This window comes from Mycobacterium sp. MS1601 (assembly GCF_001984215.1).
Classification (GTDB): Bacteria; Actinomycetota; Actinomycetes; order Mycobacteriales; family Mycobacteriaceae; genus Mycobacterium.
The window spans coordinates 5,036,351-5,050,051 of record NZ_CP019420.1 but is presented as its reverse complement, the minus strand read 5'-3'; the positions used below and the strand labels follow the sequence as shown (position 1 = coordinate 5,050,051).

The following is a 13,701-nucleotide window of genomic DNA, read 5'->3' as shown; positions in this document are numbered from 1 at the left end:
CGACGAGGTTACTCTTCTGGATACGCCCGTGCCCAGATCTTTGCGCGGCTAGGATGTACCGGTGACGAGCCCCACCAGGTGGGCGGGAGTTCCGCTGACCGACCGCCGCATCGAGCGCCGCGGACTGTTGGTTGCCGCCGCGTTCGCGTTGTTCGGCGACGAGGGCGAAAGCGCGGTGTCGGTGCGGTCGGTGTGCCGCGAGTGTTCGCTGAACACCCGCTACTTCTATGAGAGCTTCGCCGACACCGACGAATTGCTGGGGGCGGTCTACGACGTCGTTGCTGCGGGCCTGGCCGGTGAAGTCGAGTCGGCCATCACCGCCACCAACAACGAGGGCGGCGACGACCTCGACCGGTTGCGGGCCGGCATCCGCACCGTGCTCGGGTTCAGCTCGGCCGACCCGCGTCGCGGCCGGGTGCTGTTCACCGAGGCCCGGGCCAACCCTGTGCTGGTGGCACGGCGCGCCATCGCCCAGGAGAACCTTCGCCAGCTTGTACTCAGCGAACGTGAACAGAAGCACCCCGGCGATGACGTGGTGGCCACCCAGGTGGCAGCAGCGCTGTACACCGGCGCCATGGCCGAGCTGGCGCAGCAGTGGTTGTCAGGCAATCTGGGTGATGATCTGGAAGCGGTGGTCACCCACACCGTCGCCATGGTGTCCGCCAGCGCCTGAGCTCGGCTGAGTCCGCCCTCACCAGCAGCATTGCGAGATACGCTGCGCTGGTGGTGACCATGGGACGGCTGGGTGACGGTCGGTTCCGCCACGCCCACCCCTGCGTGCCGGCACGCAGCGCCCATTACGCCGACAGCGCCGCCCGCCGCTTCCGGGTACTGAAAATCACCACCTGGATCGCGGCCACGGTCAGCGGCGGATTCGGCATCTGGCAGGTGTTCAGCGGCTACGGCATGTGGCAGATCGGCGTCATCAACATCTCGACCGGATTGGCGTTCCTGGCCATCCCCCTGCTGCGCCCATTCGGCGACCTGGTGGCGCCGCTGACGTTCACCGTGGTGGCCTACGGCTCGATCTTCTTCATCACCTGGAACGTCGGCACCGCCTCCGGACTGCAGTTCTACTACCTGACCGCGGCGTCGGTGCTGGTGCTGATTCTCGGCATCGAACGAATTGCGCTGGCCGGAGTACTGGCCGGGCTGGGCGCGCTGTTGGTGGTGCTCTTGGAGATCCTGGTCCCGGACAACGTCGGCAATCAACCGCTGTGGCCGCTGCAGGTCGGATTCGTGACCTCCGTGGTGTCCTCGTGCGTGTTGGCGTTCGCGACGGTGTGGTACGCCCTTCGCGAGATCGCGCGCGCGGAGGCCGCGATGGAAATGGAGTACGAACGCTCCGAGCAACTGTTGGCCAACATCCTGCCCGCCAGCATCGCCGACCGCCTCAAGGATCCCGACCACAAGATCATCGCCGACCGCTATGACGATGCGTCGATCCTGTTCGCCGACATCGCCGGATTCACCGAGCGGGCCGCCGATACACCGCCGTGCGATCTGGTGGCCTTCCTCGACCGCATCTACAGCGCATTCGACACCTTGGTGGAACAGCACTGCCTGGAGAAGGTCAAGACCACCGGCGACTCCTACATGGTGGTCAGCGGAATCCCTGTTCCGCGGGCCGACCATGTGCAGGCGCTGGCCGATCTGGCACTCGACATGTCCTGCGCCGCAACTGGCCTCACCGACCCGCTGGGCAGGGATGTACCGATGCGCATCGGTTTGGCTGCGGGCCCGGTGGTGGCCGGCGTGGTCGGCTCCCGACGCTTCTTCTACGACGTGTGGGGTGACGCGGTGAACGTCGCTTCGCGAATGGAGACCACCGATCAGGTGGGCCGCATCCAGGTGCCCGAAGACATCTACCAACGCCTCAAGGACGACTTCGTGCTCGAAGAGCGCGGCAGCGTCGCGATCAAGGGCAAGGGAGTGATGCGCACCTGGTATCTCACCGGCCGGCGGTCAGTACAGGTCCAAGCGCCGATCGGCTAACAGATCCACATGGTCGCTGAGCGACTTGTCGTGCGTGGCAGCCAGATCGAGGTCGGCCAGCACCATGGTGGCATCGGGACCTGCGGTGGCAACCACCCAGCCGTCGGGGTCGACGATCACGGTGCCCGCCGTCCAGGGCTGGCCCCGCTCGACACCACAGCGATCACAGGCCGCGACGGCCACCCGGTTGGTCCGAGCAGTGGACATCGCGGTGATCACCTCCCCGGGACGCTCCCCTACCGGACGCGGGAACAGCGGCCAGTTCACCGGGGCCACAATCAGTTCCGCACCCGCCACCGCGACACCACGGGTGACTTCGGCGAATTCCAGGTCGTAGCACACCATCATCGCGATGTCGCCGTGCCGTGTCTTGACCACCGTGGGCAGTGCCCCACCGGGTGTGAAGATCAATTTCTCCCGGTCCCACAGGTGGGTCTTGCGGTAGCCCGCCAGCACCCCGCTGCCGTCGAGCATGACCGCGCTGTTGTAGAGCAGGCCGTCCTCGCCGGCCTCGCAGTAGCCGACCACCGCGATGGATTCGCCAGCCGCAGCAGCCCATTGCGTGAACACCGCTGCCTGCGATGGCAACGCGAGCGAACGCGCCTCCTCTGCGTCGGCGAACATGTAGCCCGAGGTGGCCAGCTCGGGCAGCACCACCACGTCGGCCCCCGCGCGCACCGCATCGGCGATCAACGCCGTGACGGCGACGCAGTTCGCGGCGAGATCACCGAACTCGGGGGCGAACTGACAACAGGCGACGGTTGTCGTCACGGGCGTACCACCTCGACGCGGTTGTAGATCACTCGACTGCCGAACACGATGTCCTGCAACGATCTTCGGTCACGATCCAGTACCACCCAGACCAACCCGAACGGGAAGGCGACACAGGCGAGCGCCCGCAGCACGGCGACCGACCAGCGCAGCGTTTCTGCGCCGGCGTTGACCACCCGCAGTCCCATCACGACTGAACCCGCAGTGCATCCCGAGACCGCCCAACAGACCGCGAGATAGCCCACCGACACCACCGCCACGCCCATCGCCGAGAAGATCAGTGAAGGAGCGGGAAAGCTGAAGGCCCGCGGCGAGGTGGCGAGCACGGCCAGTGTGACGCCCACGTACAGCAGGCCCAGGAACACCAGCACCACCACCAGATCGATCACCGCCGCCACGGTCCGGCTGACGATGCCTGCGGTGCGGACGACGGTCATCGGGTGGGGCCCGCCGGGTCGGTACGGCGGCCCAGCATCCGGTCGACGATGCCGGCCACCAGGTCATCGGCGCGCTCCCCCTGGGTCCGCACGTCGGTCATCACCTCGGCGGTCACCGAGGTGGTGGATTCACGGATGATGGCGGGCAGATCCACTCCGTCGATGACGGTGTTGGCCAGACCGACCAGATCGAGTTCGCGGGCAATGGCGTTGACGTCAACCCGATTCCGCACCAGTGCGGTGAGATCCATCTGGTCGAGGACCTGCTCGACGATCTGCACCACCAGGGCGATGAGTGCGGTGCGGGCCGGTTCGAAGCCGGCGTCGATCACCTGGTCTCCCCGTCGGGCGAGTGCAGCAACCCCGTGTTCCACCGGCTGGCCGACGACTGGCAACCGGGTGGCCGCCTGGTAGACGGTGCCCGCGGTGTCGAGTGCCAGCGCTCCGGCACCGGTCGCCACGACCACCAGCGGATGTTTCAGCAGGGCACGGGCGCTGGGCATCATCACATCCTAGATATGCCCGTACGGCCCGCCCGGCGAGAGAAGTTCCAGGCGGACCGTACGGCCCTCTCATACCAGCCTCAAGCGACGGGCACGCTAGACCTTGCGGTTCTCCGACTTGATCAACCACGCCAGCTTCTCCAAGCCGTCGATCAGCTGATGCAGGATGTCGGCAGTGCTGGGGTCTTCGGCGTCCACGGCGTCATGGACCTCGCGCAGGGTTGCCACGGCGGCGTAGATACGCGTGGTGATCAGGTCAACCACCTCGGTGGTGTTGTGCTCGAAGGCCGGGAACTGCGGCAGCGACGTGGTGGCTGCCACGGTGTCGGAGCGGCCGTCGGCTACGCCGTCCAACGCGCGGATGCGCTCGGCGATGGTGTCGCTGCCTTCGCGGGCGAAGTCCACCAACTCGTCGAGCTGCAGATGCAGGTCACGGAAGTTGGTGCCGACGACGTTCCAATGTGCCTGCTTGCCTTGCAGATGCAGTTCGATGAGGTCGACGAGCACCTTCTGCAGGTTGGCGTAGAACGCCTCGCTGGGGACGAAGCCGGTGACCTCGGCGGCGTCCCGACGGTTGGTGTTGACGGTTGCTGTGGCTGCCATGGCGCACACCCTTTCAGTTGGTCCGGACTACGGTGTCCGCAAGTGCGGCAGCTGTCGGCGGTCCGCCCCGTCATCAGGGGCTGCGGGGCGTTCACCTGCCGTCACACTGCTTTTCACTTGCCTGGTAACCGTAACGCCGCGACAGGGTGAAAACATGCCCGAAGTGTTGTCTACTCCGTCACGGTTGGTGAGGCATCCCTTTGCTGAGAATCGGCTGAGTCGGTGCGGGCCAGGCTTTTCGCGTAGCCGGCACCCATCGCCAACAGCACCAGGCCGACGACGATGAACACCACCACCCGGAACATCCCGTCGAGAGTGCCCAGATCGAACAGCAACAGCTTGGCGGTGGCAGCTGCGGTGAGTGCCAACCCGGCCACGATGGGCGCGGTTCGCGCGTCGCGGTCGACGATGCGCTGGGCGTGCCACAGCAGTACCGCGGCCATGGCAACCCAGCAGATGGTGGCTGCCATGTGTCCGGCCAGGAAGCCGCCGCCGCTGCCGCCGACCAGCACACCGAAGGTGACGGTGAAGGTGGTAACCCCGTAGACGCTGACTGCCAATGCCACCGCCGGGATGACAGGCGATGTCCGTGCCGCGGTCCAACTGAGCGCCACCGCGGCGGCGATCAGCAGCACGCTGGCCGCCAGCACCGACAGCGCCTCGGGCACCGGTAGCGCCGCTGCCTCCACCAGATACCCGGGTGGGGCGTAGACGGTGTACACCAGCACGCCGAGCGTCGTGAAAGCCGTTGCCGCCCACAGCGCCAACGCGCTGTGCCGGCCTGCGACGGCCAACACCACCGCGAGCGCGAGGAACACCGGAGCCTCGACGTAACCCTCGAACGCCACCGTGACAGTGACGACGGCTGCCACCGCCGAGACCGTCGCCCAGATCGCCACCACGGCCGAGGTGACGCCGGGCAGGCGGCGGTGGAGCATCACGATGGCCAGCATGACGGCAGCAACCGCAGCCGAGAGCAGCACGGCCAGAAGCTGTTCCACCGCCACCGCCGCGGCCAGCGCGGGAACCACACCGATCGCTGCCAGTACCGCGGTGCCGACCGGTCGCGACGTCCCAGGCAGCAGCACCAACGCGCTGATGATCGACAGCAACGCGGCGATACCGCAGGCTCCGCCCAACAGGTAGGTGTTCTGATCGGTATCGAAGCTCGCGACCAGCAACGCCAGCAGCAACGGCAACGTGACCGCGGCAACCCGCGCGGCGTGCATCAGCACCCAGTCCTTGCCGACTTGAACGGGCAGAGACGCCGCCGAGAGCACCAGCATGAAACCGATCAACAGCACCGTCACTCCGTCAGCCACGATGGGAGCCAGCACGGCAAGCGGCACCAACACCAGGACGGCCAGATGCTCGGAGTTCCAGCGGCGGGCCAGGGTGAGCCCCCCGCCGCCGATCAGCGAGGCAAGCACCAGTCCGGCCACCGGCGGCACCCAGTCGTAGATGGTGGTCACCGCCACCACGTCCATGTAGGCGGCGGCGATGCCCGTGGCCGCCAACGCGATGGCGCCCACCCGGCCACCGTCGCGGCGGTTGAACACCACAGCACCGGCCACCAGCGCTGCGGCCAGCATGCCGCCGGCGGCCACCCGCACACCGGGCGCCAGCAGCCCGGCCTGGGCGGCGAGCACCAGCAGCAGCACCACGCCGATGAGCGTCACCGCGACACCGGCTACCGCCAGCAGCTTTCCGATCCAGCCTTCGCGCGGCTGGGACTTGGCGGCAACGGGCGGGGGTAACGGACGCGGCGACGGCGGGAAAGCAACCGGTGCAGGCACTGGGTACGGATAGGGGTACGCCGGCGGCGGCGGATAGTAGGGCGTGGGCGCCGCAACAGGAGGCGGTGGGGCGGCTGGCACCCCCATGGTGCGTTCCACCTCGGCGAGCTGGGCGGCGACCCGGTTCACCTGCTGCGACAACGCGGTGAATTCCTCCGACAGCCGGGCCAGGGCAGTCTGATGCGGTTGGCTCATGCCCCCATCGTGTCGGAGCAGGCGCTTCCGCGGATGAGTATGACTACTCGATTGTGCTCAGTTGTCCTTGTCCAGGCCGTGTTCGATGGCGTAGCGCGCCAACTCGACCCGATTGGCCAGGTGCAGTTTACGGAAGGTGGCCTGCACGTGGTTCTCCACCGTACGGTGGCTGACCGACAGTTTGGCGGCGATCTGTTTGGCCGTCAGGCCCTTGGCGACATGGCGCAGCACTTCGGTCTCACGGTCGGTGAGCGTGGGTACCTCCGGACCGGCGTGCGAGCGCCGAGCGATGCGTCGATACTCACCGAGGACCAGGCCCGCCAGGCTGGGGGTGAACACCGCACGACCCATCGCGGTATCTCGAACCGCTTGGACCAGTTCAGTTTTCGACGCACTCTTGACCAGGTAGCCGGTGGCGCCGGCCTTGACGGCCTGCAGCACGTCCTCCTGTTCGGCCGACGCCGACAGCACCAGGACCCTGGTGCCCGGTGACACCTCGAGCACTGCGGCAGTGGCCTCTGCTCCGTTGCCGTCGCCCAGGCTCATGTCCATCAACACCACATCGGGGTGCACCACCGCCGCCCGTCGCCGTGCCGCTGCCACCCCGTCGGCTGTGGCCACCACGTCGAATCCGTCCTCGGCCAGATCGCGTGCCACGGCGTCACGCCAGATCGGATGGTCGTCGACCACCATCACGGTCGGATTCCTGACCTCACTCACGAGGCACCGTCAACTCCCATTCCGTTCCTCCGACGTCCGTCGTCAGCGTCGCCGAACCCGACACCGACCGCATCCTGCCCACGATCGACTTGGAGATGCCCACCCGCCCTTGGGATGCCGCCTCCTCCAGGCGGCCCGCCGGGATACCCACGCCGTCGTCACGCACGGTAACCGTCACCATGTCACCGAGATCCTCGACCAGAACGTAGGCACACGCCGCCGGACCCGCGTGTGCGGCAACGTTGTCCAGCGCGTTGTGCACCGCGGCGGTGAGTTCTTCGGCCACCGCAGTGTCCAGCAACACCGCCGTGGCGGGAACACTGACCACCACCCGGTCGCCTGCACGGCGCCGTATCGCAGTCCGGATGTCCACCTGCTCGTCGTCGGCCTCGACACTCTCGGAGCTGATCAGCCGGCGCAACGCCCGCTCCTGTTCACTGGCCAGCTTTGCAAGCTCGGTTGTGGCCCCACCTATTTCACGCCCTCGCTTGGCCACCAGGGCCAGCACCTGGATGACTCCGTCATGGACCTGCCTGGCCAGTCGCTCCCGTTCGGCCACCGCCGCCGACAATCGCACGGCACGTTCGAGTTCGGCGTGTGCCCGGCGCGCGGTCTGCGCAGCCAACCCGACGGCCAGCCCGACGGCGAGTTCGATCACCATGGTGGCGTTGCGGGCGAAGTCGAAGCTGACCGACCCCTTCAGCCCAGCGTAGACGGCCATCATGATGATCCCGGCGAGCATCCCCCACACGGGTCCGCGCAGGATCGCCGCCGAGATGGTGGCGTTGGTAGCCCACAGTGTCGTGGGCAGGGACTGGTTGTCGGCGATCCACTGCTCGGAGGCCACCAGTTCGGTGGACAGGATCAGCACGCACACCACGGCCAGTTCGGCGAGCACCCAGGACGTTCGCCTGGCGAAGCCCTGCAGATAGCCCACCGCGGCGGCCAAGGTCCACGCGGTGAGCACCGCGAACAGCACCCACCCCAGCACCGGACGGTCCAGTTCGTCGTTGCTGACCACCTGGAACCCGACGGCGTAGACGAAACTCAGCAGCCGGAACACCTGGGCGGCGCGCCATAGTGGCCCGCAGGGATCCCGGTCCGGCATGTGCTCAGCATAGGGCGGGCGCCGCCGCCCCTGAAGGTGTACCGCCTCAGCCGGCCATGCGCCGGTGGTGTACGCCGAAATGCCCTTGGCTCAGCCTGCTTTTGATGTCTTCGGCTCGCCGCGGGCCAGACACACCGCGGCGGCGGTGGAGCAGTTCCTCACCGAGATCCACATCAGGGCTACTTCGATGCCCCGTTGATCATCGGCTCGTCGATCATGCCTTTCTCGACGCCCCACATGGTCGCGATGGTGCGGTACTCCCCGGTGACCATGATGTGTTCGAGTGCCTGCCGCAACGATTCGGCCAACGGTGAACCCTTTTCCACCGGCCAACCGTATGGTGCGGAATCGAACACCTCGCCGGCGATCTCGAGGCTGCCGCCGCTGAGCTTGACAGCAAACCCGGTGACCGGAGAATCGGCGGACATCGCGTCGACGGCGCCGGACATCAGCGCGGCCGTGACATCGTCCTGGCTGGTGTAGATCACCTTCTCCACCGGAGATCGCCCCGCCGCCACACAGGTGTCGCTCTTGGCGGGTATCTCGTCGGTCTCCTGCAGCGTCCCGAACGCCACGCCCACCCGCAGACCGCAGGCGTCGTCGGGATCGACACCCCCGCCGGGACGTTGCGCCCACAGCGTGCCCGCCTCGAAGTAGGTGACGAAGTCCACCGACTCCTCCCGTGCCCTGGTATCGGTGACCGAGGACATCCCGAGGTCGAAGGCGCCCGATTGCACCGAGGGCATGATCGTCTCGAACGCGGTCTCCCGATAGTCCGGTTCGAGCCCGAGAACACGGGCAACGGCGTTCATCAAGTCGACGTCGAAGCCCACCAACTCCCCGGAGGTGTCTCGGAATTCGTTGGGGGCATAGGGCACGTTCACGCCGACCACCAACCGGCCGGTGGCGCTGACGTCGGCGGGCAGCGTCGCCGCGATGGCGGGCACAACACCGGGTCCGGCGTCACCGGGTGGTGCGGTGCTCTCGGCAACACCCGCCGACCGGGTGGCGCCATGAGACCCGGTGCGGACCTGCCACGCGGTGAACGCCGACACGGCAACCAACACCACGCTGACACCCACCACCACGAACGTGCGGCTTCGCGGCCTGCGCCCGGTCCGGGCTGGTGCCCGGTGTGCCGAATGCCGTGGCCTGCGTTGCCCGATCCGCGGCGGCGGGGTGTCTGCGGCACGACGTGCTGCGGCGGCCAACTCGGAAGCGCTGCGGTACCGCTTACCCGGCTCCTTGGCCATGCCTTTGGCGATCACGGCGTCGAAGGCCGCCAGTTTGCGGTGGGTGTCCGACGGCCGCGGAGGCGGGGTGACCATGTGGCCGGCGATCTGTTGCTCGAGACTGTCGTCGGGGTAGGGTCTGCTGCCTGTCAGGCACTCGTAGAGCACACAGGTCAATGCATAGATATCCGAACGCGGATCTGCGGGGCCGCCACTGAAGCGCTCCGGCGCCATATAGGCCAGTGTGCCCAAAGTGCTTCCAGCCGTGGTCAATCCGGGATCACTGGCGGTGCGCGCCAGACCGAAGTCGATCAGGTAGACGAACTCGCGCTCGGAGATCAGGATGTTGGACGGCTTGACGTCGCGGTGCACCAGACCGGCCGCATGTGCGCCGTCCAGAGCCGAGGCCACCTGCTCGACAACGGTGACTGCCAGCTCGGGCGACAGCGGGCCGTCGCGCTGGCCGAGGATGGCGCCAAGGGTCATTCCCTCGATCAACCGCATGTCCAGATACAGCCGGCCGTCGATCTCGCCATAGCCGTGGATGGGGACCACATGCGGGTCGTTGACGCCGGCAGCGGCCTGCGACTCCCGGCGAAACCGCTGCTGGAACACCTTGTCGGCAGCCAGATGGGGTGGCAGCACCTTCAACGCGACTATCCGGTCCGTGCGGGTGTCCCGGGCCCGGTAGACCTCACCCATACCGCCGCGGCCCAACAGTTCCAGGAGGTCGTAATGCCCGAATGGCCCCAGGGACCCGTCGTCTGGTCCAGCGCTGTGAGCATCCACGGTCAACTCCCGGCCGGCCACCAAGCCCCCCGCTTGGGTCGCTTGAGGCTACATCACCTTGGACAGGAACGCTTTTGTGCGTTCGTGGCGCGGATTGCTGAGCACCTCGCGCGGGTCACCGGACTCAACGATGACTCCGCCGTCCATGAACACCAGTTGGTCGGCCACCTCGCGCGCGAAACCCATTTCGTGGGTGACCACCACCATCGTCATGCCCTCGGACGCCAGCTTCTTCATGACGCCGAGCACCTCACCCACCAGTTCGGGATCCAGCGCCGAGGTGGGCTCGTCGAACAGCATCAGCTTGGGGCTCATGGCCAGTGCTCTGGCGATCGCGACGCGCTGCTGCTGGCCGCCCGACAGCTGGGCGGGGTAGGCATCGGCTTTGGCCGACAATCCCACCTGGCCGAGCAGGTCCTTGGCCCTCTCGATGGCCGCGCTCCTCTTGACGCCCTTGACCTGCATGGGCGCCTCGATGATGTTCTCCAGAACCGTGCGATGCGGGAACAGGTTGAAGTGCTGGAACACCATCCCGATGTCGCGGCGCTGTTTGGCGGCGTCGCGCGGCGACATCTCGTGCAGCCTGCCGCCACGCTCGCGATATCCGATGAGGTCACCGTCGACATAGAGCCGCCCGGCGTTGACCTGTTCCAAGTGGTTGATGCACCGCAGGAACGTGGACTTGCCCGAACCCGACGGACCCACCAGCACCAACACCTGGCCACGCTCCACCTCGAGCGTGACGCCCTTGAGCACCTTGAGCGCACCGAAGTCCTTGCACACCGACTCGGCTTTGACCATCAGCGTCACGGCTGCTCCCCCATCTGCGCTTTGGCGAGCGCCTCGAGTTGCTTGGCGGTGAGCTTGCGTGACGCGCCGCGGGAGAAGTGCTTCTCCAGGTAGTACTGCCCGACCATGAGGACACTGGTGACCACCAGGTACCAGGTGGCAGCCACCAGCAGAAGTGGCACGGGTTCGAAGATGCGCGCAGCGATTTCACGTGAGGTGATGCCGTAGAGGTCCAGCGCGAAGGGCACCGCGGTGACCAGCGAGGTGGTCTTCAGCATGCTGATGACCTCGTTGCCGGTGGGCGGAATGATCACCCGCATCGCCTGGGGCAGTACGGTGCGGCGCATCGCCAGGCCCCATGACATGCCCAGTGCCGTCGAGGCTTCCAGCTGCCCCTCGGGAACCGAACTGATGCCGGCACGGATGATCTCGGCCATGTACGCGGCCTCGTTGAGGGCCAGGCCGATGATGGCCAGCGCGAACGGGAATGACAACGCCTGCAGGTTGAAGTGCAGCAGCGACGGACCGAACGGAACACCCAGCTGGATGTTCTGGTAGATGGTCGGCAGCAGACCCCAGAACACCAGCTGCACGTACACCGGGGTACCGCGGAAGATCCACAGATATACCCACGCGACGTAACTGAAGACCGGGTTGGGCGACAGTCGCATCACCGCCAGCAGGATGCCCAGCAGGATGGCCAGCACCATCGAGTACACGGTCAGTTGCAAGGTGTTGACCAGGCCGACCATCAGAACCCGTTCGTTGAACAGGTACTCGATGTAGGTCGACCAGCCATAGGCCGGGTTGGTGGCCGCCCCGTAGATGAACAGGGCCGCCAAGATGAGGATGACGGCCGCCGCCACCCACCGCCATGGATGCCGAAGCGGAACCGCGTTTATGGCAGCAGGACCGGTGGGTGAAGGCGGCGCGTCAACACTCATGGATCAGCTGATCGCCCCGTTGATGACCGGCTTGTCGATCATGCCTTCTTCGACGCCCCAGTCGGTGGAGATCTTCTCGTACTCACCGTTCTCGATCAGGTGCTCGAGGGCTTGCTGCAATGACTGTGCCAGCGCAGAACCCTTGGCCACCGGCCAGCCGTAGGGTGCGGCGTCGAACAGCTCGCCGGCCGCTTCGAGCTTGCCGTCGCTCTGCTTGATGGCATACGCGGTGACCGGGGAGTCGGCCGACATGGCGTCGGCCTGGCCCAGCACCACCGCGTTGGTGGCAGCATCCTGGCCGTCGAACGGGATGATCTCGATGGGCGGATTGCCGGCCTCGGTACACGCCGCGCTCTTGGCCGGCAGTTCGTCGGTCTCCTGGTAAGTGGTGGCCTGCACGGCGACCTTCTTGCCGCAGGCGTTGGTGGGATCGATGCCGGCACCCGGCTTCTGCGCCCACTGAGTACCCGCGGAGAAGTAGGTCACGAAGTCGACGGTCTGCTCACGTTCCTTGGTGTCGGTGAACGACGACATGCCGACATTGAAGGTGCCGCCCTGGATGGACGGGATGATCTTGGCGAAATCGGATTCGCGGTACTCGGCGGTGAGGCCGAGGGTGGCGGCGATGGCGTTCATCAGGTCGACGTCGAAACCGACGATCTTGCCGCTCTCGTCCTTGAATTCGTTGGGGGCGTAGGGGATGTTCACGCCGACGATCAACTTGCCCGAGGACTTGATGTCTTCGGGGACCGTGTTGGCGATTTCCTCGACTGCCGCCGACGAGCCGGCTTCGGCAGGGGTGGATTCTTCACTGCTGCTACTGCTGTCCGTCCCTGCCGCACAGCCCGACAGCGTCATGGCGCCCGCGACGGCGAATATCGCTGGCGCGTACCACCAACGAGATCGTCCCGAGCGGGTCTGGTTTCCAGATTCCACGTTCCCTCTTCTCTTTGATCGGGCCATCCTGCGACGGTCCCGGACCGCCGACGACCTTAACCACCGGGCACCCGGAGTGCAGCCCCGGTAACCGAACATTAACCACCACGCCCTTTGGGCATGAGGACATTCTCCGTACTCGCCGACGTTACCGACTGTGACCGGAACTCAACGCGGTTGCGATCTGCATGTGCCACACTTCCGCCATGGTCACGACACCAGCTCCTGGTCCGGTCTCCGGTCCGGCTCCTTCACTGCTACCTCATCTGTGGAAGTCCACCCTGATCTCGGGGGTGCTTGCCGTGCTGCTCGGTATCGCCGTCGTGGCGTGGCCGGGCATCTCCATCCTGATCGCGGCCATCTTCTTCGGCGCCTATCTGCTGGTCACCGGAATCGCCCAGGTGGTGCTGGCTTTCAGCCTGCGCGCTCCAGTGGGCAGCAAGGTCCTGTTGGGGATCAGCGGCCTGGCCTCGGTGGTGCTGGGTGTGCTGTGTTTCCTGAGCCTGGCGGACTCCGTTCTGCTGCTGGCGATTTGGATCGGCATCGGCTTCATCTTCCGCGGCGTGGCCACCACCGCCTCGGCGATCAGTGACAAGACGCTGCCCGGCCGGGGCTGGGAGATCTTCTTCGGTGTCGTCTCGCTGATCGCGGGCATCGTGATGATGGTGATGCCGTTCGAATCGCTGGCGACACTGGCGCTGGTGGTAGGCATCTGGCTGATCGTGACGGGCGTGTTCGAGATCGTGATGGCCTTCGGCATCAGGAAGGAATCAAAAGCCCTCACCGGGTAGACCGAAGGTCCCTTGTCGGGGACGTCACTGCGGTGGAAGTCTTCAAGTGCTGGTCGCACGGCCATGCGCTCTACTACAATGTGTCGTAGTAG

General features: G+C 66.4%; 14 protein-coding genes. 3 read left to right on the top strand and 11 right to left on the bottom strand.

Going from position 1 to position 13,701, the window contains the following annotated elements; translation table 11 throughout:
• The first annotated feature begins 61 nt into the window (after positions 1–61).
• On the top strand, positions 62–673 hold the full coding sequence (locus tag BVC93_RS24335) for a TetR/AcrR family transcriptional regulator (RefSeq protein ID WP_083739684.1): 612 nt from the start codon (positions 62–64) through the stop codon (positions 671–673).
• Positions 674–732: 59 nt separating this feature from the next.
• Positions 733–1,995: an adenylate/guanylate cyclase domain-containing protein gene (locus BVC93_RS24330; protein ID WP_083741301.1), complete on the top strand. Its 1,263-nt coding sequence runs from the start codon at positions 733–735 to the stop codon at positions 1,993–1,995.
• Here BVC93_RS24330 and BVC93_RS24325 read toward each other — a convergent pair.
• The 11 genes from BVC93_RS24325 to BVC93_RS24275 all read right to left on the bottom strand — a co-directional run bounded on the left by BVC93_RS24325 (position 1,966) and on the right by BVC93_RS24275 (position 12,740).
• Positions 1,966–2,766, bottom strand: a complete 801-nt coding sequence (locus BVC93_RS24325; RefSeq protein WP_083739682.1) for a nitrilase-related carbon-nitrogen hydrolase — start codon at positions 2,764–2,766, stop codon at positions 1,966–1,968. The two genes, BVC93_RS24330 and BVC93_RS24325, sit on opposite strands and share 30 nt — an antisense overlap.
• Positions 2,763–3,203, bottom strand: a complete 441-nt coding sequence (locus BVC93_RS24320; RefSeq protein WP_083739681.1) for an RDD family protein — start codon at positions 3,201–3,203, stop codon at positions 2,763–2,765. Before BVC93_RS24320 ends, BVC93_RS24325 begins: the two co-directional genes overlap by 4 nt.
• A complete protein-coding gene (locus BVC93_RS24315) occupies positions 3,200–3,706 on the bottom strand; it encodes a hypothetical protein (RefSeq protein WP_192860088.1) in 507 nt (168 codons plus the stop codon). The genes BVC93_RS24320 and BVC93_RS24315 overlap by 4 nt, the downstream gene beginning before the upstream one ends.
• 96 nt (positions 3,707–3,802) lie before the next feature.
• Entirely contained in the window at positions 3,803–4,309 is a 507-nt protein-coding gene (locus BVC93_RS24310) for a Dps family protein (protein WP_083739680.1), read from the bottom strand.
• Positions 4,310–4,479: 170 nt separating this feature from the next.
• Positions 4,480–6,300 (bottom strand): DUF2339 domain-containing protein, encoded by a 1,821-nt coding sequence (locus BVC93_RS24305; RefSeq protein WP_083739679.1) that lies wholly within the window; start codon positions 6,298–6,300, stop codon positions 4,480–4,482.
• 57 nt (positions 6,301–6,357) lie between these two features.
• Positions 6,358–6,993, bottom strand: coding sequence for a response regulator (locus tag BVC93_RS24300; RefSeq protein ID WP_083741299.1), 636 nt, complete (start codon positions 6,991–6,993; stop codon positions 6,358–6,360).
• A 19-nt stretch (positions 6,994–7,012) separates the two neighbouring features.
• Positions 7,013–8,128 carry a MacS family sensor histidine kinase gene (macS, locus tag BVC93_RS24295; RefSeq protein ID WP_083739678.1) on the bottom strand — a complete coding sequence of 372 codons (1,116 nt, stop codon included), beginning with the start codon at positions 8,126–8,128 and terminating at the stop codon, positions 7,013–7,015.
• A gap of 179 nt (positions 8,129–8,307) precedes the next feature.
• On the bottom strand, positions 8,308–10,062 hold the full coding sequence (locus BVC93_RS24290) for a bifunctional serine/threonine-protein kinase/transporter substrate-binding domain-containing protein (RefSeq protein WP_083741298.1): 1,755 nt from the start codon (positions 10,060–10,062) through the stop codon (positions 8,308–8,310).
• Positions 10,063–10,197: 135 nt separating this feature from the next.
• Positions 10,198–10,959 (bottom strand): amino acid ABC transporter ATP-binding protein, encoded by a 762-nt coding sequence (locus tag BVC93_RS24285; RefSeq protein WP_083739677.1) that lies wholly within the window; start codon positions 10,957–10,959, stop codon positions 10,198–10,200.
• Positions 10,956–11,882, bottom strand: a complete 927-nt coding sequence (locus BVC93_RS24280; RefSeq protein ID WP_083739676.1) for an amino acid ABC transporter permease — start codon at positions 11,880–11,882, stop codon at positions 10,956–10,958. The genes BVC93_RS24285 and BVC93_RS24280 overlap by 4 nt, the downstream gene beginning before the upstream one ends.
• 3 nt (positions 11,883–11,885) lie before the next feature.
• Positions 11,886–12,740, bottom strand: coding sequence for an ABC transporter substrate-binding protein (locus BVC93_RS24275; protein WP_236950492.1), 855 nt, complete (start codon positions 12,738–12,740; stop codon positions 11,886–11,888).
• A 266-nt stretch (positions 12,741–13,006) separates the two neighbouring features.
• Between BVC93_RS24275 and BVC93_RS24270 the strand changes: the two genes are divergently transcribed.
• Positions 13,007–13,609, top strand: a complete 603-nt coding sequence (locus BVC93_RS24270) for an HdeD family acid-resistance protein (RefSeq protein ID WP_083739674.1) — start codon at positions 13,007–13,009, stop codon at positions 13,607–13,609.
• Positions 13,610–13,701 lie beyond the last annotated feature (92 nt).